Origin of the sequence: Aeromonas sp. QDB34 (genome assembly GCF_027705405.1) — a bacterium.
GTDB classification, from domain to species: domain Bacteria; phylum Pseudomonadota; class Gammaproteobacteria; order Enterobacterales; family Aeromonadaceae; genus Aeromonas; species Aeromonas hydrophila.
The window spans coordinates 25067-43789 of the sequence record NZ_JAPDBT010000022.1 but is presented as its reverse complement, the minus strand read 5'-3'; the positions used below and the strand labels follow the sequence as shown (position 1 = coordinate 43789).

Below are 18723 nucleotides of genomic sequence, written 5' to 3'. Positions count from 1 at the left end.
AAAACAGCCAGGCCATCTTGCGATGGCCTGGTGAGGGGCTTACTTGAGCAAGGCTTCCATCTCGGCTTCGGCAGCGGCGCGCGCGGCCTCGGCCTTGGTGGCCGCATCCGTTGCGGTGGCAGTGGCACTGCTGGCCGCCTGCTTGGCGGGCTCGGTCACGGCCTTGGTGGCCTGCTGCTGCACGGTGGCAGTGGCGCTGCTGGCCGCCTGCCTGGCGGGCTCGGTCACAGCCTTGGTGGCCTGCTGCTGCACGGTGGCAGTGGCGCTGCTGGCCGCCTGCTTGGCCGGTTCGGTGACGGCCTTGGTGGCCTGCTGCTGCACGGTGGCAGTGGCGCTGCTGGCCGCCTGCTTGGCCGGCTCGGCTACGGCCTTGGTGGCCTGCTGTTGCACGGTGGCAGTGGCGTTGCTGACCGCCTGCTTGGCCGGTTCGGTGACGGCCTTGGTGGCCTGCTGCTGCACGGTGGCGTTGGCGCTGCTGGCCGCCTGCTTGGCGGGCTCGGTCACGGCCTTGGTGGCCTGCAGCTGCACGGTAGCAGTGGCACTGCTGGCTGCCTTGCCGGCCTGTTGCTGGGCCGAGGTAGCGGCGCCGTTCACGACCTGCTTGGTGGTGTCAGCCATGGTCTTGCTGGTGCCCTGCTGCAGGGAACCCAGCACGCTGCCAAATACCGAGCTGGTGGTGGCGGCGCCGGTCAGGCTCTTGGTCGCCGAGCCGGTCAGACTGTTGGTGGCACCGGTGAGCGCGCTGGTCGCCGGATTGCCCTGCGTCTGCCAGTTCTGCATCTCGGTTGGCCAGCTCGGGGCACCGGCCGCCAGGTTTTCGCCAAAGACCTGGGGCGTACCGTCCCCCTTGAGCAGCATGACGGACATCTGGTTGGTCTGTGAGTTCCACACCATGCCGGCCTGCTTGGCAACGTCCGGCACGGGGGCATAGCGGGAGACCACGTAGAACAGCGGCCCTTCCTGCTGTAGCTCGTTGGCGGTCTTGAGCAACTGCATGGTGCTGTCGTAATTGGGGCCGAGGATGCTGGTCATCCGGTCCTTGATCAGCGGCTGTTCAAATAGGTTGGCTTCATTGGGGTCGAAGCCGACCAGGGGTTTGAGCAGGGCCCACATCAGCTGGCTGGTGGGGCTCATCATCAACAGGGGGGCGACGCAGGCGGACAACATCAGGCTCAGGCAGGCCGCCTGGAGCAACGGCATGATACGCATTGGGATAATATCCAAATAACGATTTGATTAATAAGGTTATATTCGTCGAGAACCGACAAATCCACCGGGGTTTTCCTGCACCTGTTTTGACGGGCATGAGCAGGCGCTGGCAGGCTATCATATTGGCTTGGGAATGCCAGCGAGGGCGCTGCTTATTAATCAAGTTTGTGTCGTTTCCGGTCGCCTGAACCTTCTATCGAGCAAGGAGAGACATCATGTATCTGGGCAAGAGGGTAGGTGGCTGGCTGTTGCTGGCGCTGCTGGGCGGGGCGACCGGCACTGGCGTGGCGGCAGAGCCGAAGCGGGTGGAAGTGGGGGCCGAACTGGTGCTGCCGCTGGGCTCGCTGCCGGAGCGAGTCTGCTGGTATCAGGATCAGAAATATTCGCTGGGGGCCAGGATCGCGCAGGGCGACAGCTGGCTGGAGTGCGCCCCGCAAAACGAGCTGGAGAGCAACGGGCCACTGGCCTGGCGCGAGCCGAAAAGGGCGTCGGATGCGGCCGGCAAGGCGACGAAGAGCGGCATCATCAGCGTCGGTCAGTGAGGCTTTTCTTGATCCAGCTAAAGACATGGACGTGACCTCTATCGCATAATGCGGCTCTTTTCCTCTCTTGGCTGGAACCTAAGAAATGGCTCGTCGCTCTTCCAATGCACAACGTCGTCGCAGTAGCTGGTGGTACAAACGCCTGTTGGCAAGGGAGCGGGAAGAGCGCGAAGCGCGTTCCGTCCGGGATTGATACAGCAGTGAAAACAGAGCCTTGGGCTCTGTTTTTTATTCATCATCGCAGACGATCACTGTGACACTCTGCCTATGCACAGCATGTTTGCCGTAACGGGTGGTACAAACGCCTGTTGGCAAGGGAGCGGGAAGAGCGCGAGGGCGCTGCGTCCGGGATTGATACAGTAGTGAAAACGGAGCCTTGGGCTCCGTTTTTTATTTATCAAATACCATCATGACGAGAACGGGGGCCAGCAGGCCCCCGTTTTGCTTTGGCAGATGTTGGCTGCCTGCGATTTAGCGCTGCAGGGCGGCCAGCGCCAGCTCGACCCGCTTGGCGTACTCGGGGTCGGCCTGCTCGAAGTGCTTGAGCTGGGCCGCGACGATGGCGTCATCCTCCACGTTGACGAGGGAGCGCGCCAGGTTGGCGGCGAGGCGCGAGCGCTGCCCCTCGTCCATGATCCGGAACAGGTTGCCCGGCTGGCTGTAGTAGTCGCTGTCGTAGTCGCGAAAATCGTAGTGCAGGGCGGCCCCTTCCAGGCTCAGCGCCGGCTCGTGCTGCTCGCTCGGCTGCTGGGTGCCGAAGCGGTTCGGCTGGTAGTTGGGGCTGGCGCCGCCGTTGCTGTCGGCCCGCATGGCGCCGTCACGGTGGGCACCGTGGTGGAACGGGCAGCGCGGGGCGTTGACCGGCAGCAGGCCGTGGTTGACGCCGAGGCGATAGCGCTGGGTGTCACCGTAGGAGAACAGGCGGCCCTGCAGCATGCGGTCCGGCGAGAAGCCGATGCCGGGCACCACGTTGGCCGGGGTGAAGGCGGCCTGCTCCACGTGGGCGAAGTAGTTGTCCGGGTTCTGGTTGAGCTCCAGCACGCCGACCGGGATCAGCGGGTAGTCGCTGTGCGGCCACACCTTGGTGAGGTCGAACGGGTGGATCTTGTAGGTCTGGGCTTCGGCCTCCGGCATCACCTGCACATAGACCTTCCAGCGCGGGAAGTTGCCCCGCTCGATGGCGTTGAACAGATCGGCCTGACTGGTCTCCCGATCCTGGCCGACGGCGGTGGCAGCCTCTTCATCGGTGTAGAAGCTGTGGCCCTGCTCGGTCTTGAAGTGGAACTTGACCCAGAAGCGCTCGTTGGCGTCGTTGATGAAGCTGAAGGTGTGGCTGCCGTAGCCGTTCATCTCGCGCAGGCTCTTGGGGATGCCGCGATCGCTGAACAGTATGGTGACCTGATGCAGGGATTCCGGATGGCGGGACCAGAAGTCCCAGGCGGCGGTGGCGCTGCGCAGGTTGGTGCGCGGATCCCGCTTCTGGGTGTGGATGAAGTCGGGGAATTTCAGCGGATCGCGAATGAAGAACACCGGGGTGTTGTTGCCCACCAGGTCCCAGTTGCCCTGCTCGGTGTAGAACTTGAGGGCGAAGCCGCGCACGTCGCGCTCGGCGTCGGCGGCGCCCTTCTCACCGGCCACGGTGGAGAAGCGCAGGAACACCGGGGTCTGCTTGCCGACGGCATTGAACAGGTCGGCCTTGCTGAAGGCACTGATGTCATGGGTCACGGTAAAGGTGCCGTAGGCGCCCGAGCCTTTAGCGTGAACCACCCGCTCCGGGATCCGTTCCCGATCGAAGTGAGCCAACTTTTCCATCAACCAGATGTCTTGCATCAGCACCGGGCCGCGGGGGCCGGCGGTGAGGCTGTTGTTGTTGTCGACAACGGGGGCGCCATTGGCACTGTGCAGGGTCTTGTCGTTCATGGTGCTTCTCCTTGTTGGTGAGCCTTGAGTCTATAACAAGGAAAAACCAGGGAACCAATGGGCCCTCCCTCGCCCTTTGATAGGCATCACAAATGGGTGGGGCTGGGGGGATGACCGGACCCTTCTGATGCTGCATGATGAGGTTTTCGAGAAGGAGCCTCAGATGCAGATCACCATTCGTCACGCCGAACCGGCCGATGCCCCCGCCTTGCGGGATCTCTATGCCATGCCCAACGCCCAGGCGGGCACCCTGCAACTGCCCTATCCGACCCTGGGCGTGTGGCAGAAGCGGCTGGAGAGCGGCAGCGTGGTGGCGCTGGTGGCCGAGGTCGATGGCCTGCTGGTGGGCCAGCTCTCGCTGCACATGGAGCCCAACCCCAGGCGCAAGCACGTGGCCTGTATCGGCATGGGGGTGCGGGATGACTGGGCCGGCAAGGGGGTGGGCTCCGCCCTGCTGGGGGCCGCGCTGGAGATGGCCGACAACTGGCTCAACCTGCAACGTGTCGAGCTCACCGTCTACACCGACAATCAGGGGGCGCTGGCGCTCTATCGCAAGTTCGGTTTCGTCGAGGAGGGGCTGGCCCGTGGCTACGCCTTTCGTCAGGGGGAGTACGTGGATGCCCTCTACATGGCGAGGATCCGGCCATGATCGACTACCGCCGCCGGCTCATCCCGGTGCTGCGGGCGCTGGAGCAGGATCCGGATCTCTCCATTGAGGCGCTGGCGGAGCGGGCCTGCCTCTCCCTCTACCATTTTCATCGGGTGTTCACCGCCGTGGCGGGCGAGGCGCCGGGGGAGATGTGCCGGCGGCTGCGCATGCAGCGGGCCGCCTGGCAGCTCTGCTACACCGATGCCAGCATCACCGCCATCGCGCTGGGGGCGGGGCTAGGCAGCTCCCAGGCGTTTGCCAAGGCCTTTCGTCGCTACTATGGCTGCACACCGGGCGCGTTTCGCAGTGACAAGAGCAAGAATGGACACCTGGAGAGCAAGGATGGACACGCATGGGATGGCCCGTCCCCTTATGCTGAAGGCCACTCATCAGCAAGGAGCAACACCATGAAAACTGTCGAGATGGATGCCCGCACCCTGGCCTATGTGCGGGTCACCGGTCCCTATGGCGAGGGTTATGATGCCGTCTGCGGCCGCCTGCACCAGTGGGCCGCTGCGCGCGGTCTGGAGGGTGGGGAGTGGATCTTCATCTACCACGACAACCCGGAGGTGACGCCGCCGGCCCAGTGCCGCACCGACATCGGCATCACTGTGCCGCCCCAGACCCGGGGTGAGGGAGAGGTGGAGACCCAGCTCATTCCGGCTGGCCGTTATGCCCAGTCCCGCTACCTCATCACCGACCGCAACCAGTACGGACCGCGCTGGCAGGAGCATGTGGGTGACATAGTTGCGGCCGGGCTGGAGTTTGGCAGCGGCCCCTGCTTCGAACTCTACCACAGCGTGAGCAACGATCCCCTGCGCGACGACGTGAGCTTCTGCTCCAGCGTGCGCTAGGCGTGCGGCCATAAAACGAGGCGCCCTGGGCGCCTCGTTTTGTTTGGGGTGACTGGCGTTCCGGCATGCCTGCCGCATCAGGGCTGGCTCGGCACCTTGTCCCGCCGGGATTTCCACCACCAGCGCAGGCGGATCTGGGAGATCAGCATACCTGCCAACATCAGGGCGCAGCCCACCATGGCGCGCTCGTCGAGGGTTTCCCCCAGCAACAGCACACCACCGATGGCGGCGAACACAGTCTCCAGGCTGAGGATGATGGCGGCATGGGCCGGATGGGCGCCGCGCTGACCCACCACCTGCAGGGTGTAACCCACCCCGACCGACACCAGACCGGCATAGAGCAGGGCCTGCCAGCCGGCCACCGCGCCACTCAGACTGGGGGTCTCGATGACCAGTGCCGTACTCAGACTGAGCAGGCCGCACACCACGAACTGAACGCCGGCGAGGCGAATGGGGGCGACCCGGCTCGAGTAGTGATCCAGCACCAGCAGGTGTACGGCCCAGAACAGGGCGCCCACCACCTGCAACAGGTCGCCGTAGCCGATGGTGAAATCCTCGGTGACGCTGAGGTAGTAGAGCCCCGCCATGGCGATGAGGGCGCCAACCCAGGTATTGGCCCCCGTCTTGTGGCGCAGGGCGAGCCCTATTACCGGCACCAGTATGATGTAGAGACCGGTGATGAAACCCGCCTTGGCTGCCGTGGTGTAGAGCAGCCCCACCTGTTGCAGCGAGGCGGCGCTGAACAGCACGGTACCGGCGATGAGGCCGCCGGTCAGCAGCAGACGCCGATCACCGGGCTGTGCGGTGGGTTGCCGGGACTTGAGCCACCACAGTAGCGGCAGCAGGGAGGCGGCCCCCAACAGAAAGCGCAGGCCGTTGAAGGTGTAAGGCCCCATGTGATCCATCCCGAGCCGCTGGGCCACGAAGCCCAGCCCCCAGATGGCGGCGGCCATCAATAACATCATGTTCGAACGCATAGATTCATCCCTGAAAGACGGACGGGCAGAGCCGTGCCGCAACACTCCAGCCTCCAAGATAACCGTGCGCGGGGGGATTTGTCTTTAGCTGTCGATGAGGTTGGCAGTGTGAGCGGTTATCCCACGGCCTTGCCGCAGCTCGTGCGGCTCAACCGTTGGCGATGCCGGCCAGCAGGGGGATGAGGGCGAGCAGCAGCAGGTTGCCGCGCAGGATCCAGATCACCCAGAACTGCTGCTGGATGGAGACCATGGGGGCGCGCCCCTGGCGCAGGGAGCGGCGCCAGCGGTAGAAGAGACGGCTGGGGTAGCCAAAGCTGATGGCCATCACGCAGAACAGCAGCAGCTTGGTGCGGTAGCCCGGATTGGCGAGCAGCACGGACGGCTCGTCGGGGTGGGCAAGCACCTGCAACACCCCGGTGATGAAGATGAGCAACAGAGCAAGCGCCGCCAGGCCATCGGCCAGCAGCAGTTTGCGCACCTGCTCGATGGACATGCCGCGACGGAACAGAAAATATTCGGAGGTGATCGCTCCGGTCAGGGTGATCACGGCGCCGTAGTGCAGCGCCATCAACAGATCCGGGTTCAGCATCCTTGTCGATTACCTCTCGTTGAGCAGATGGTCAGCTTCCCTTTGGACGCCATCTCGCGCTGCTGATATTCTGACACTACGCGTTGTCTGGCAATAGCAGGAGTCAGGATTGGATAAACGAGCGGTCTCCAAAAAAACCTGGTCCCTGGTTGCCCGGATGCGTCTGGGCCTGCTTCTGCTGTTCATCCCGGTATTGATGCTGGGGGGGATCTACTACCTGCACATGGAACGCAGCCTGCAAAACGAGCTGCAGCAGCGCCTGCTCGCCACCAATCACCAGCTGCGCCACGTCTTCATCGAACCCTATCTGCACGAGATGGAACGCCAGTTCACCCTCATTTACGACCAGGTGCAGGTGGCGGACATCAGCGGTCCCCGTCTGCACAACACCGAGACCTATCTGAAGGAGTGGCAGCTCTACAAGGGGGTCATGGCCGACCTGGTCTACATCTACATCGGTACTGCCGAACGCCAGATGCTGATCTACCCCGCCTGGCAGGCGGATGCCAACTTCGATCCCAGGGTTCGCCCCTGGTATCAGCTGGCCAGCCAGTACGTGGGCAAGATGGTCTGGACCGAGCCCTATTACGACTATACCAACGGCAATCTGGTGATCGCCCTGGCGCGGGCCCTGACCGACCGGGATGGCAAGGTGCGCGGGGTCTTTGCGATGGATGCCATCCTGGCCCCCTTTTCCGCCCAGCTGAATCGCCAGCTGGGGGATGGCTACCAGATGGTCGTCAACCAGTCCGGCAAGGTGCTGGCACATCCTGACACCGCTCAACTGCTCAAACCCATGGCCCATCCCGAGTGGCTCTCCCGCTTCAGCCAGGAGGACGGCATCTTTCTGGACAAGGCCTCCAGCCAGTTCGTGGCCTACAGCAAGCTGCCCGAGCGCAACTGGGTGCTGATCAGCGTGCAGCCGGCGGCCAGCGTTATGGCGGTGGTGGAGCGGGTCTCCCTCAACGTGCAGCTGATGGTGGCGCTGGCCTGCGTGCTCTACGTGATGCTGGCGCTGGTCTGGTCCCGCTATTTTCGCCGCATGCTCGACGAGATCTCCAGCATGATCCGGGCGAGCCGGATGCAGCCCGATGAGGTGCCGCAGGGGGGGATGCGCGAGCTCAGACACGTCTATGCCGAGCTGGCGGAGGTGAGCAAGGATTATCACGAGGCGCGCCAGCAGGCCAACCTCGACAAGCTGACCGGCCTCTACAACCGCCGCTTCTTCGACGAACGCGTCAATCGTTTGCTGTTCGAGCATCAGCCGTTCTGCCTGGCCATGGTGGATCTGGACGATTTCAAGCGGGTCAACGACACCTTCGGCCATCAGACCGGGGACGTGGTGCTCAAGCGGGTGTCCAAGCTGGGCATGCGACTGCTGGGGGATCACGGCTGGGTCTGCCGCTACGGCGGCGAGGAGCTGGTGGTGCTGCTGGTCAACCCGGATATCCACTTCTGCCAGATGCTGCTGGAGCAGTTCCGCAAGGGGGTGGAGTCACTGGACTGGCGCGAGCCCGAGCTCAGGATCACCTTCAGCGGCGGGCTGGTAGCCAGTCAGGCGGGGATGGATGGCAAGACGCTGCTGGAGATCGCCGATGCCGAGGTGTACCGGGCCAAACGCGACGGCAAGAACCGCATCTATCTGGGCAGGCCGGAGGCGAAGAGGCAGGAGGATGCGCCCCCTGCCGACGATGCACTGCTGAGCAAGGAAGAGGCCTGAGGGCCTCTTCTTCATTCAGGAGGCCAGCTGCCAGTCGAGGGTGGGCCAGGCCTGCTCGATGGCGATCTGGCGCAGACCGGGCGCCGGGTTGACCGCGTGGGGGTGGGTTACCGCCTGCAGCAGCGGTAGATCGTTGTGGGAGTCGCTGTAGCCGTGGCTCTCCTGCCAGGGGTTGGCGCTGGCGGCAAACAGCTGGTTGATGCGGGCCACCTTGCCCTCGCGAAAGCTGAGGGTGCCGCGGGTCTGGCCGGTCAGCATGCCGGCCTCCTCGTCGAGCAGGATGGCCACGCAGTGATCCATCCCCAGCATCTGCGCCATGGGGGCCACCAGATGTTCGCCGGAGGCGGAGATGAGCACCAGCTCGTCGCCGCGCTGGCGGTGCCACTCGATGCGTGCCAGCCCCTCCGGGTAGATACGATCGCGCAGTACCTGCTCGGCAAAGCGGGCGCAGAGCGAGTCGAGCCACTGGCGCGTCTTGCCCGCCAGCGGTTGCAGGGTGAAGGCCATGTACTGGTGCATGTCCATCTTGCCCTGATGGTAGAGGGACATCATCGCCTGCTCCTCGGCGATCATGCTGGCCGGAGCCAGCTCCTCGGCCACCATGTACGCCAGCCAGAGGCTGGCGGAATCCCCGGCAATCAGGGTCTCGTCCAGATCAAACAGTGCCAGTGCCATGGGTGCTCCTCGCAGTAAAAATGGAAATGAAATCCGGTGTCATGCTACCTCACAGAGCTGATCCCGGGCCACCACCAGGGTCACGGTGCTGCCCACCGGCAGCAGCTCGCCAGCGGAGCGGTTGAGGCAGTCCACCGTCAGCAGGCCCGCCGGACAGCTCACCTGATAGCGGATCACGTTGCCGAGCAGTTGCTGCCCGCTGATGACCCCCGGCAGGTTCGGTTCGTCGCTGTGAGCGCCAGCCGGCAGCAGGGAAAGGGACTCCGGTCGCAGCGCCAGCTTGCCGCGGCAGTGCGGGCCGAACAGGGATCTGGCCTGTTCGCCATCGAGCAGGTTGTAGTTGCCGATAAAGCTCGCCACGAACTCGCTGGCGGGGCGGGTGTAGATCTCCTCCGGTGTGCCGCTCTGGACGATGGATCCCTTGTTCATCAGGAAGATCCGGTCCGACATGGTCAGAGCCTCCTCCTGATCGTGGGTCACGAAGATGGTGGTGAGTTCAAGGCGCTGCTGGATCTCGCGGATCTGCTGGCGCAGGCTGCGGCGGATGCGGGCATCCAGCGCCGAGAGCGGCTCGTCCAGCAGCAGGATCCGCGGCTGCACCACCAGAGCGCGGGCCAGCGCCACCCGCTGGCGCTGGCCGCCGGAGAGTTCGCTCGGATAGCGGCGCTCGAAACCGGTCAGCTCCACCAGTTCCAGCGCCTCCTGCACGCTGGCGGCCAGATCCCGCCCTGGCTGGGGCTTCATCTTGAGGCCGAAGGCGACGTTGTCCCGCACCGTCATGTTGGGGAACAGCGCATAGCTCTGGAACACCATGCCGATGCCCCGCTTCTGGGGCTCCTGCCAGGTGATGTCTTCACCGGCCACCCGCACCTGACCGCCATCCACCGGGGTGAGCCCGGCCAGCGCCCGCAGCAGGGTCGACTTGCCGCAGCCGGAGGGGCCGAGCAGAGTCACCAGCTCCCCCTTGCGGATGCCGAATTCAATCCCCTCGAACACCTTGGTATCGCCGTAGGATTTGTGCAGTTGATTCACTTCTAGATGGAACATGTTGATTCACCGATGAAATCTGTTGGCCGCCCAGGTGAGCAGCAGGGTCAGCAGGAAGTAGCTCATCACCAGCGCACTGGTGAAGTGGCCCGAAGTAGCACGCATGTTGTAGAGGTAGACCTGCAGGGTCTCGTAACGGGTTCCCACCAGCATGTTGGCAAACACGAACTCGCCAAGCAGGAAGGAGAGCGACAGAAACAGCGCCGCCAGCAGCCCCTTGCGCAGGCAGGGGATCACCACCAGCAGAAAGGCGCGGGCGCTGCTCGCCCCCAGCAGGTGGGCGGCATCCATCAGATCTTTCAGCGGCACCCCCTGCAAACTGTTGGCCAGCGCCCGGTACATGAAGGGGAGCAGCACGGTGAACCAGGTGCCGATCAGGATCCACGGCGTGCCGATGATGGGCAAGACGCCGTCGGCGTAGATCTGCAGCAGCCCGACCGAAGAAACCACCGGCGGCACCGCGAAGGGGAGCAGGATCAACAGGTTCATCCAGGGATCCAGCCTGGGGAAGTAGTAGGCCACCACCAGCACGGTGGGTACCAGCACCAGCGTCCCCAGCAGCAGGGTGGCGAAACAGACCAGGAGGCTGCGGCCAAAGGCCGCCAGAAAGCGCGGGTCGCCCCACAGTTTGAGATACCAGTCGAGGGTGAAGCCATCCGGCAGCAGGGTCGCCCCCCAGCGGGTGGAGATGGAGTAGAGAAAGGTAGCCAGCAGCGGCAGCAGCAGGGTGGCGACCAGCCCACCCAGCACCCACTTTGGCCAGCGCGGCGTCAAATCATGCATGGGATTGCCCCTTGTTCACATAGCTCTTTTTCAGCAGCCACTGGTTGGCGGCCGTCACCACTCCCAGCAGCACCATCAGGATCACCGCCAGCGCCGCCGCCATATTGGGCTCGAGGAAGATGTCGCCGGAGACCAGGCTGGCCACCCGGATGGTCACCAGATTGAAGTTGCCGGTGGTGAGGGCGTAGGCAGAGGCATAGGCCCCCACCGCGTTGGCAAACAGGATGATCAGGGTGCCGAGCAGCGCAGGCGTCAGCACCGGCAGCGCCACGTGCCACACATACTGCCCCTTGCTCGCGCCGAGCAGCGCGGCCGCTTGCGGCCACTCATCCTGCAGCGCATCGAAGGCCGGATAGAGCAGCAGCAGGGCGAGCGGGATCTGGAAGTAGGTGTAGATGAGGATAAGGCCGCTGCCCGAGTAGAGGTTGAAGCCGTCGATGAGGCCCCAGGATTTGAGCAGCAGGGTCACTGCACCGTTGATGCCGAGAATGATGATAAAGGCGAATGCCAGCGGCACACCGCTGAAGTTGCCGGTCATGGTGACGAAGGCCAGCAGTACCCGCTTGACCCGCTCGCCGCTGTGACGCAGCGCTGCCGCCCCGAGGGTGCCGATGGCAAGCCCCGCCATACTGGCGATACCGGCGATGCGCAATGAGTTGCCGAACGATTGCAGGTAGAAGGGGGAGCTCAAAATCTCCCGGTAGTAGTCGATGCCCCAGCCATCCGGGGTCTGGAAACTGCCCACCAGCACCCACACCATGGGGGCAAGCTGGAACAGGATCATCAAGAGGACAAACGGCAGCAGCACCAGCGCGGGCAGCCAGTGGCGGCGCACCTTCTGCTTGGTTGCCACGGGTTGATCCACGAGGATCTCGGTGGTTGCAGGCATCATCAGTGCACCTCGCGCATAAAGGCGGCCTTGAGCAGCGGTGGCGCTGCCGGCTTGTCGTGGGAAACCCCCAGCAGATCCGCCATCAGGGCGCAGAGCTGGGTCTGGGCAATCGCCACCCCATCCGGCCAGCGCTCGACGAAAGCATCGCCAAACAGCCAGAGCGGCACAGTGCGCTCTTCCGGCAGGGTGCCGCCGTGGCTCAGGTCGTTGTTCATGCCGTGATCCGAGGTGACTACCACCTGATACCCCTCCGCCAGCCACTGGGGCAGCAGGTCGGCCAGCAGGCTGTCCATCCGGCGCGCCTGATTGCGGTACTGGCGGGAGTCGAAGCCAAACTGGTGGCCCGCATCGTCCACCCCCATCGGGTGGATCAGCAGAAAATCGGGAGCGTACTGGCTGCGCAGCCACTCGCCATCCATCAGCAGATGGCTGTCGGGGTAGTTGTCATCCCAGTAGAAGCAGCCGTGCTGGATCGGCAGCTGCTCATCGTGGGTAAAGCGATCGCGGGCCGCCAGCCAGGGGCTCTTGTTGTAAAGCTCGCTCACCCAATGGTAGGCCGCCGCTGCGGTGCGTTTACCCGCGGCGCGGGCCAGATGGAAGATGGAGTCATGCAGACTGAGACGGCTCACCCCGTTGTGGGTGATGCCGCTCGCCACCGGCGGTACGCCGGTCAGGATGCACTCGTAGAGAGGCCGGGAGAGGGATGGCAGGGCGCAGCTGAGGGTCGTATAGAGGCCACGCTCCGCCTCCACCATGCCTGCGAGGTAGCCCATCCCATGGGCTACCCCGGCAGAGAGGCCATCCACAAGTACCACTATCACCTTGTGTTGCACTGGCCACTCCTTACTGCATGTAGATCATGACGTTCTCTTGCCACTGACGCGGCAGGGCCTTGGAGCTCTGCTCCCAGGCGGCGTGATCCTGCACCGGCTTGGCCTTGGCATACTGCTCGGCCGGCAGCAGCTTGGCCTTCACGTCATCCGGCAGCGCAACGTTGCTGCGGATCGGGCGGGCATAGCCGCGGGCCAGGTTGATCTGACCGGCATCGGAGAGGATGTATTCCCGCGCCAGCTTGGCGGCGTTGGGGTTCTTGGCCCACTTGTTGATGATGGTGGTGTAACCGGCGATGACGGAGCCGTCGCTCGGGATCACCACTTCAAACTTCTTGGGGTCGATCTGGTCGCGGTAGTTGAGGGCGTTGAAGTCCCACAGCACCCCCACTTCCACCTCGCCCTTCTCGATGTTGGCGATGGTCGGGTCGTTCAGCGACAGGCGTCCCTGCTGGGCCAGCTTGCCGAACAACTCTAGGGCAGGCTTGAGATTCTTCTCGCTGCCACCGGTGGCATAGGCTGCCGCCAGCACGCCGTTGTTGGCCTGGGAGGCAACACCGACGTCACCCAGGGTCACCTTGTAGTCGCCACCCAGCAGGGATTGCCAGCTGGTGGGGGCGGCCTTGACCAGATCCTTGTTGATCAGGAAGGCGATGGTGCCGGTATAGGCCAGCATCCAGTGACCGTCCGCATCCTTGGCCCAGTTGGGAATGTCGGCCCAGGTGGAGGGTTTGTAGGGCTGGGTGACCCCCTGCTTGACCGCAACCGGGCCGAAGGCGCCGCCCACGTCGCCGATGTCGGCGGTGGCATTGGCCTTCTCGGCGGCGAACTTGGCGATCTCCTGCGCCGAGCTCATGTCGGTATCCTGATGCTTGATGCCGTAGATGCTGCCGAGCTGCTGCCAGGTATCCTTCCAGTTGGCCCAGCTGTCGGGCATGCCGATGCTGCTGAGCTGCCCTTCACCGCGGGCGGCCTTCTCGAGATCCGCGATATTTTCGGCGGCAAACAGTGGCTGACTGATGGCCACCAGGGCCAGTGCACTTGCGATCACGCTTTTCATCATCCCATCCCTCTGGACTAGGTCAGTTAAGGTTCGAGAGGGATGCTAGAGGGGAAATATGACGGTGGCGGGGCGCTTTGATGGCAGTTTGATGACAATCGCCCTGTCATGGCGCTGTCATCCGCAGCGGTTACAACTCTGAACCCAAGTGAGGCTGGACTACTCCAGCAAGGGCTGAACCAACAAGGGCTGGGCCAGCCGCCGCAGTCAGGATGAGCGACAGGGACATGAGCGTGATTGAATCGAGATTGAGCGAGCGGGTCGCGGCCGATGGCCGCGCCTCCAAGTGTGAACAGATTTGCCAGACCCTGCGCCGCTATATCGGCAGCGGCCAGCTGGCGGCGGGGCAGCAGTTGCCCGCCGAGCGGGCCCTGAGCGAGCGCTTCGCCACCACCCGCATCACCATCAAGGAGGCGCTCTCCAGCCTCGAGGCGGACGGCCTCATCTATCGGGCCGAGCGACGCGGCTGGTTCGTGGCGCCGCCAAGACTCACCTACGATCCCGCCATCCACACCCACTTTCATCAGTGGATCGGCGAGCAGCAGCGCACCGCCGAAACCCGGGTGCTGGCCCACGGCAGCGAGCTGGCCAGCAGTGAGCTGTGCCGCTGGATGGGGCTGGATCCTTTTACCCCGCTGTATGAGATCCGCCGCCTGCGCCTCATCGATGGTCGTCCGGTGCTGCACGTCAGCCACCATCTGCTGGCCAGCCGCTTTCCCGATATCGCCAGCGCACCGCTGGCCAGCTCCCTCACCGAGCTCTATCAGCAACGCTATGGCATAGGCCAGGGTGGGGCGAGTCTCGAGATCACTCCCTCGGCGGCGCGCGGCGCCATCGCCCGCGCCCTCAATCTGGCGGAGGGGAGCGCCGTGCTGCGGCTGGTGCGGGTCAATTATGACCAGCGGGGCGCGCTGGTGGATTGCGACATCGAACACTGGCGACCCGATGCGATCAGAATCTGTCTCGATACGCGGGCATTGCAGCCGCCTGCATTCGACAGGCCGGTGCAGATCCAGTTCGCGGATCAGGGGTGATCCGGCGCGCTCTGGCGGGCCATGCCTGGGTGGAAAGGAGGGGAGGCGGATCCCGCAGGATCCGCCGGGATCAGTTGTCGATATTGGGGATCAGGTCGTCGAAGCTCTGGTAGCCGCAGTCGGCCAGCTGCAGCGACATGGTGTAGGTCTTGCTGCCCTCCCGCTGGCCGATGGCGGGGCGGTTGAGCTTGAGCTCCTGGTGCCAGTACTCCTTCATCCGCTCGATCAGCGCCATCGCCTCGCTCTCGTCCAGATGGAGCTGACACAGCGCCATGTAGTTGTTGGACTTGTGCATGTTCTCCACCAGATAGTCTCCCAGCACGGACATGGCCTGGCGCGCCTGCTGGCGGGCGAAACGGCTGTGCTGCTCGAAGCTGATCCGCTCGCTGATGAGGAAGTGGTAACTGTTGTCGATGCCGAGCTGCAGGATGCCGAGCTTCTCCAGCTTGCGCAGATAGAGGTAGCAGGAGGCATCGGTCAGGCCGTACTCTCGCTTGAGATCGATTAACGTCTTGTCGCGCCAGAAGATGTTGGCGAGAAAGGCGTAGAGGCCGGGCTCCTTGTGGAATGCCTCGTCCTGCTCCTGGGTGAAGACGGCCCGGCGGCTCTGGGCGTCCTGGGTGCGGTCCAGCAGCTCCTCGAACGACAGCCCCACCAGGTGGCAGATCTCCAGCAGGGTATCGAACGGCAGGGAGGGTTTGTTCATCATCCGTTTGACGGTGGCGATGGAGACGCCCATGGCTTCTGCCAGGGTCTGATAGCGGATCCCCTTGTCGGTCAGGGTCTTCTTCAGGGTGTCGAGAATATTGTTGGCCAGGGTCTGGCTGTAGGTCATGCAACTATTCCTTTATCTGCATCTTTATGTTGTGTCAGAAACTGAGTTCTTTTGTCGTTATGGGCTCAGATACTGACACTTAAAAAAACCAGAGGAAACAAACCCGGCGTAATCGATGGAAATGGCCAGACCAGTATGAGTGGGAGGTTGCAGATAGTGATACTCTGCGGTGCATATCCTTCAACCATTCAACATTTTGCTGGTGGCGCATAAAACATCGCGCATAATTCAACACGAATCGGATTCAAGACCTTCCTGGTTGAGAAATCGATTGTTTGCTTCCAATTTAAGGGTTTTTTAAACCGCAAGGTTTTTATTCTTTCCTGGCATTGAGCGGAACTCGCAAGAGGGCCGCTTTTTTCTTTTCTCCGAATTTGCGCCCGCCGTCAAGCGGCGGGGCACCGGCAGCCCACTGTCGCTGCTTGCGCCCTCTTTCTGTTAGCGCCCGTCTTACTCCCCCTTGCAGGGAAACAGCTTGGGGATCTCCCGAATAAGCCAGCTCTTGGCCTTGCCCATGGTGTCGCGCCGCCAGGCCAGCACGACCTGGATCTGGTGGCGATACTCGGGGCTGATCACCTTGAGCCGTCCGGCCCTGATGTCCTCTTCTATCCAGCTCAGCGGCATGGTGCCGACCCCGATCCCCGCCAGCAGGGCGTCGCGCTTCTCGCCCATGGTGCTGACGGTCAGGCGCGGCTGCTTGTCGAGCAGGCGATAGGTGAGCACCGGCTTGCGCAGCGCCGTGTCGGCCACCGCGATTGCCCGGTAGCGGCGCAGGGTATCGTCCGCCAGGGGCTCGGGCTCCTGATGCAGGGGGTGATCGGGGTGGGCGACGTAGAGCATCACCTCCTCCTGCAGCGGCTGATGCTTGATGCCGGTCATCATGATGTCGGGGTTGAGGGAGGAGATGAGCAGGTCGGCCCGGCCATCCTCCAGACACTCCCAGCTGCCCGCCAGCACCTCGGCCCGCAGCCTGAGCCGGGTATCGGTCAGCTCGGCCAGCCGTTCCACCAGCGGGTAGAGCGCCTGCAGAGGCACCAGGGCATCGACGGCGATGGTGATGTCGGTCTCCCAGCCGCGGGCCAGTGCCCGGGTCTCGCCCACCAGGTGCTCGGCCGCCTCCAGCAGAACCCGACCCCGCTCCAGCAGCATGCGGCCCGCCGGGGTGAACTTGGTTCTGTGGCCGCTGCGGTCGAACAGCATGGCGTCCAGCTCGTCTTCCAGCTTCTGCACCGTGTAGCTCAGCGCCGAGGGCACCTTGCCCAGTTCGTCGGCCGCCGCCGCGAAGCTGCCACGGCGGTCGATGGCATCCAGCACCCGGATGGCTTCCAGGGTCAGCGCCCGTTCCTTGTTCAGTTCCTTGGCCATAAATTGCCTTCAATTTTTTTGAACATGTTTGCCAGTTTATCTCGCTAACAAGTTAGGCCAAGTGTCTTTAATATTCAATCAACGCTTAGGCAGGAACGCCAAGCAGCCAAATAAACGGGTAGTTCCAGACTGTGACTCCATCAATCAGGGAGTCTGACTTCGGTGAAAGAACTACACACTATTTGAATGACCTCTTGCATGGATGCATTGATTCTGGCCACAGCGGCCTTGGCAATGACATAGAACCAAGAGAGTGAATGAACATGAAAAACGTAATCAAGATGCTGGCCGTTGCAGGCCTGATGACCGCAGGTTTTGCTCAGGCTTCCGTCCCGGCTGACCTCAACGCCGCCCCGGGCGTGCTGTTTGTGAACTGGCACGCCACCGCCGCGGTAGAAGGCAAGGGCAACCCCATGCTGGAAGTGCGTGACGAGTCTGGCGACCTGGTTGCCTCCGTCCATGCCAACCTGATGGGCAGCCAGCAGGTACAGATCCCGAGCCGCACCCAGGGCAACCTGACCGTGAGCCTGGGTGAGCAGAGCAGCGACTACCGCATTCCGTTCGGCATCGGTAGCGGCAAGCAGCGTTAATCAACCGTATCGGTACGTGAGGAGCACACCATGATGAAATTGAGAGCCGCAGAAGCGCGCGGCAAGGCCAACTTCGGCTGGCTGGATGCGCGCCACAGCTTTTCCTTCGGGCACTACTACGACCCGGACTGGATGGGGCATTCAGTGCTGCGGGTCATCAATCAGGATCTGGTGGCGCCGGGTGGCGGTTTCGCGACCCACCCTCACGCCAACATGGAAATCCTGACCTGCGTGCTGCAAGGCACCATAGAGCACAAGGACAGCCTCGGCCATGCCGAGCAGATCCCGGCGGGGGATTTCCAGCTGATGAGCGCGGGGTCCGGCATCCGGCACAGCGAGTACAACCCTTCGCAGACCGAGCCGCTCTCCCTGCTGCAAATCTGGATCGAGCCGAACGAACACGGCACGACACCCGGCTATCAGCAGAAGAAGATTGAAGCCAATCCGGGCATGACGCTGGTGGCGTCACCGGACGGCGAAGCAGGATCCTTCAGGATCCGCCAGCAGGCCCGCGTCTGGCGGTTGCAGCTTGAACCGGGTGAGAGCCTCACCTGGGATCTGGCCGGCCGACACGGCTACCTGCAGATGATTTCAGGGGAGTTGACCGCCAACGGTCTGGCTGCCCGACCCGGCGACGGGGTTCTCAGTCGTGATGAGCCCAAATGGGATCTGGTGGCCGCGAGTGCCAGCCAAGCCCTGTTATTTGACCTACCCTGAAGCAGTCAGCGGTGATGTGACGCAAAACGAGGATATTGAAATGGACAAGATGAAAGATTTGGCACTGCTGGTGGGTCGCGTTCTGCTGGCTCTGATGTTTGTGATTGCGGGCTGGGGCAAGATCGGCGGTTACGCCGGTACCCAGGGGTATATGGAAGCCATGGGCGTGCCCGGTTTCATCCTGCCGCTGGTGATCCTGCTGGAGCTGGGCGGTGGCCTCGCCATCATGCTGGGCCTGTTTACCCGCAGCCTCTCCGTGCTGATGGCCGGTTTCACCCTGATGGCCGCCTTTATTTTCCACTATCAGCCTGCCGACCAGATGCAGATGCTGATGTTCATGAAGAACGTCTCCGTGGCCGGTGGTTTCCTGGCCCTGGCGGCAGCCGGTGCAGGGGCCTTCAGCCTGGATGCCCGCTTCGGCAAGAACTGGTAATA

20 protein-coding genes are annotated in these 18723 nt (G+C 63.3%); 8 read left to right on the top strand and 12 right to left on the bottom strand.

Features of this window, described 5'->3' with window-relative positions:
• Window positions 1-39 precede the first annotated feature (39 nt).
• Window positions 40-1209 (bottom strand): hypothetical protein, encoded by a 1170-nt coding sequence (locus OKC29_RS19720; protein ID WP_073352046.1) that lies wholly within the window; start codon window positions 1207-1209, stop codon window positions 40-42.
• 215 nt (window positions 1210-1424) lie between these two features.
• On the opposite strand from OKC29_RS19720, the gene OKC29_RS19715 reads away from it, so the two are divergent.
• Window positions 1425-1751: a YnjH family protein gene (locus tag OKC29_RS19715; protein WP_073352044.1), complete on the top strand. Its 327-nt coding sequence runs from the start codon at window positions 1425-1427 to the stop codon at window positions 1749-1751.
• A gap of 471 nt (window positions 1752-2222) precedes the next feature.
• On the opposite strand, the gene OKC29_RS19710 is transcribed toward OKC29_RS19715, so the two are convergent.
• A complete protein-coding gene (locus OKC29_RS19710; RefSeq protein ID WP_073352043.1) occupies window positions 2223-3671 on the bottom strand; it encodes a catalase in 1449 nt (482 codons plus the stop codon).
• A gap of 163 nt (window positions 3672-3834) precedes the next feature.
• Between OKC29_RS19710 and OKC29_RS19705 the strand changes: the two genes are divergently transcribed.
• Window positions 3835-4320 (top strand): GNAT family N-acetyltransferase, encoded by a 486-nt coding sequence (locus OKC29_RS19705; RefSeq protein ID WP_017410779.1) that lies wholly within the window; start codon window positions 3835-3837, stop codon window positions 4318-4320.
• Window positions 4317-5174 (top strand): AraC family transcriptional regulator, encoded by an 858-nt coding sequence (locus tag OKC29_RS19700; protein WP_073352041.1) that lies wholly within the window; start codon window positions 4317-4319, stop codon window positions 5172-5174. Before OKC29_RS19705 ends, OKC29_RS19700 begins: the two co-directional genes overlap by 4 nt.
• 77 nt (window positions 5175-5251) lie before the next feature.
• On the opposite strand, the gene OKC29_RS19695 is transcribed toward OKC29_RS19700, so the two are convergent.
• Window positions 5252-6151: a DMT family transporter gene (locus tag OKC29_RS19695; protein ID WP_073352039.1), complete on the bottom strand. Its 900-nt coding sequence runs from the start codon at window positions 6149-6151 to the stop codon at window positions 5252-5254.
• A gap of 148 nt (window positions 6152-6299) precedes the next feature.
• Window positions 6300-6740 (bottom strand): DUF2214 family protein, encoded by a 441-nt coding sequence (locus tag OKC29_RS19690; protein ID WP_073352036.1) that lies wholly within the window; start codon window positions 6738-6740, stop codon window positions 6300-6302.
• Window positions 6741-6849: 109 nt separating this feature from the next.
• Between OKC29_RS19690 and OKC29_RS19685 the strand changes: the two genes are divergently transcribed.
• Window positions 6850-8460: a sensor domain-containing diguanylate cyclase gene (locus OKC29_RS19685; protein WP_073352034.1), complete on the top strand. Its 1611-nt coding sequence runs from the start codon at window positions 6850-6852 to the stop codon at window positions 8458-8460.
• Window positions 8461-8475: 15 nt separating this feature from the next.
• Here OKC29_RS19685 and OKC29_RS19680 read toward each other — a convergent pair whose 3' ends face one another.
• The 6 genes from OKC29_RS19680 to OKC29_RS19655 are packed head-to-tail and all read right to left on the bottom strand — an operon-like array spanning window position 8476 to window position 13747.
• Entirely contained in the window at window positions 8476-9135 is a 660-nt protein-coding gene (locus OKC29_RS19680) for an HAD family hydrolase (RefSeq protein WP_039215951.1), read from the bottom strand.
• Window positions 9136-9174: 39 nt separating this feature from the next.
• Entirely contained in the window at window positions 9175-10182 is a 1008-nt protein-coding gene (locus OKC29_RS19675; RefSeq protein ID WP_073352033.1) for an ABC transporter ATP-binding protein, read from the bottom strand.
• 6 nt (window positions 10183-10188) lie between these two features.
• A complete protein-coding gene (locus tag OKC29_RS19670; RefSeq protein WP_073352031.1) occupies window positions 10189-10965 on the bottom strand; it encodes an ABC transporter permease in 777 nt (258 codons plus the stop codon).
• The gene (locus tag OKC29_RS19665) at window positions 10958-11857 is read right to left on the bottom strand and encodes an ABC transporter permease (protein WP_073352030.1); all 900 of its coding nucleotides are present in this window, start codon (window positions 11855-11857) and stop codon (window positions 10958-10960) included. Before OKC29_RS19665 ends, OKC29_RS19670 begins: the two co-directional genes overlap by 8 nt.
• Window positions 11857-12690, bottom strand: coding sequence for an alkaline phosphatase family protein (locus tag OKC29_RS19660; RefSeq protein ID WP_073352028.1), 834 nt, complete (start codon window positions 12688-12690; stop codon window positions 11857-11859). Before OKC29_RS19660 ends, OKC29_RS19665 begins: the two co-directional genes overlap by 1 nt.
• Before the next feature lie 10 nt (window positions 12691-12700).
• Window positions 12701-13747 (bottom strand): ABC transporter substrate-binding protein, encoded by a 1047-nt coding sequence (locus OKC29_RS19655; RefSeq protein WP_123785054.1) that lies wholly within the window; start codon window positions 13745-13747, stop codon window positions 12701-12703.
• 227 nt (window positions 13748-13974) lie between these two features.
• Between OKC29_RS19655 and OKC29_RS19650 the strand changes: the two genes are divergently transcribed.
• Window positions 13975-14781, top strand: a complete 807-nt coding sequence (locus tag OKC29_RS19650) for a UTRA domain-containing protein (RefSeq protein ID WP_073352026.1) — start codon at window positions 13975-13977, stop codon at window positions 14779-14781.
• A 70-nt stretch (window positions 14782-14851) separates the two neighbouring features.
• Here OKC29_RS19650 and OKC29_RS19645 read toward each other — a convergent pair whose 3' ends face one another.
• Window positions 14852-15616: a helix-turn-helix domain-containing protein gene (locus tag OKC29_RS19645; protein WP_011707663.1), complete on the bottom strand. Its 765-nt coding sequence runs from the start codon at window positions 15614-15616 to the stop codon at window positions 14852-14854.
• A 450-nt stretch (window positions 15617-16066) separates the two neighbouring features.
• Complete coding sequence (locus OKC29_RS19640; RefSeq protein WP_011707662.1) at window positions 16067-16981, bottom strand: LysR family transcriptional regulator; 915 nt, start codon at window positions 16979-16981, stop codon at window positions 16067-16069.
• A 257-nt stretch (window positions 16982-17238) separates the two neighbouring features.
• Between OKC29_RS19640 and OKC29_RS19635 the strand changes: the two genes are divergently transcribed.
• The 3 genes from OKC29_RS19635 to OKC29_RS19625 are packed head-to-tail and all read left to right on the top strand — an operon-like array spanning window position 17239 to window position 18721.
• Window positions 17239-17571 carry a hypothetical protein gene (locus tag OKC29_RS19635; RefSeq protein ID WP_011707661.1) on the top strand — a complete coding sequence of 111 codons (333 nt, stop codon included), beginning with the start codon at window positions 17239-17241 and terminating at the stop codon, window positions 17569-17571.
• A 30-nt stretch (window positions 17572-17601) separates the two neighbouring features.
• Window positions 17602-18288, top strand: coding sequence for a pirin family protein (locus OKC29_RS19630; protein WP_073352024.1), 687 nt, complete (start codon window positions 17602-17604; stop codon window positions 18286-18288).
• Window positions 18289-18328: 40 nt separating this feature from the next.
• Entirely contained in the window at window positions 18329-18721 is a 393-nt protein-coding gene (locus OKC29_RS19625) for a DoxX family protein (protein WP_016352231.1), read from the top strand.
• Window positions 18722-18723 lie beyond the last annotated feature (2 nt).

Bases quoted from the DNA above. Each gene is read 5' to 3' on its own strand.
- OKC29_RS19665 (WP_073352030.1), bottom strand. From the start codon at position 11,857: ATGATGCCTGCAACCACCGAGATCCTCGTGGATCAACCCGTGGCAACC.
- OKC29_RS19640 (WP_011707662.1), bottom strand. From the start codon at position 16,981: ATGGCCAAGGAACTGAACAAGGAACGGGCGCTGACCCTGGAAGCCATC.
- OKC29_RS19655 (WP_123785054.1), bottom strand. From the start codon at position 13,747: ATGAAAAGCGTGATCGCAAGTGCACTGGCCCTGGTGGCCATCAGTCAG.
- OKC29_RS19710 (WP_073352043.1), bottom strand. From the start codon at position 3,671: ATGAACGACAAGACCCTGCACAGTGCCAATGGCGCCCCCGTTGTCGAC.
- OKC29_RS19680 (WP_039215951.1), bottom strand. From the start codon at position 9,135: ATGGCACTGGCACTGTTTGATCTGGACGAGACCCTGATTGCCGGGGAT.
- OKC29_RS19720 (WP_073352046.1), bottom strand. From the start codon at position 1,209: ATGCGTATCATGCCGTTGCTCCAGGCGGCCTGCCTGAGCCTGATGTTG.
- OKC29_RS19690 (WP_073352036.1), bottom strand. From the start codon at position 6,740: ATGCTGAACCCGGATCTGTTGATGGCGCTGCACTACGGCGCCGTGATC.
- OKC29_RS19645 (WP_011707663.1), bottom strand. From the start codon at position 15,616: ATGACCTACAGCCAGACCCTGGCCAACAATATTCTCGACACCCTGAAG.
- OKC29_RS19700 (WP_073352041.1), top strand. From the start codon at position 4,317: ATGATCGACTACCGCCGCCGGCTCATCCCGGTGCTGCGGGCGCTGGAG.
- OKC29_RS19625 (WP_016352231.1), top strand. From the start codon at position 18,329: ATGGACAAGATGAAAGATTTGGCACTGCTGGTGGGTCGCGTTCTGCTG.
- OKC29_RS19650 (WP_073352026.1), top strand. From the start codon at position 13,975: ATGAGCGTGATTGAATCGAGATTGAGCGAGCGGGTCGCGGCCGATGGC.
- OKC29_RS19635 (WP_011707661.1), top strand. From the start codon at position 17,239: ATGAACATGAAAAACGTAATCAAGATGCTGGCCGTTGCAGGCCTGATG.
- OKC29_RS19675 (WP_073352033.1), bottom strand. From the start codon at position 10,182: ATGTTCCATCTAGAAGTGAATCAACTGCACAAATCCTACGGCGATACC.
- OKC29_RS19695 (WP_073352039.1), bottom strand. From the start codon at position 6,151: ATGCGTTCGAACATGATGTTATTGATGGCCGCCGCCATCTGGGGGCTG.
- OKC29_RS19670 (WP_073352031.1), bottom strand. From the start codon at position 10,965: ATGCATGATTTGACGCCGCGCTGGCCAAAGTGGGTGCTGGGTGGGCTG.
- OKC29_RS19705 (WP_017410779.1), top strand. From the start codon at position 3,835: ATGCAGATCACCATTCGTCACGCCGAACCGGCCGATGCCCCCGCCTTG.
- OKC29_RS19715 (WP_073352044.1), top strand. From the start codon at position 1,425: ATGTATCTGGGCAAGAGGGTAGGTGGCTGGCTGTTGCTGGCGCTGCTG.
- OKC29_RS19630 (WP_073352024.1), top strand. From the start codon at position 17,602: ATGATGAAATTGAGAGCCGCAGAAGCGCGCGGCAAGGCCAACTTCGGC.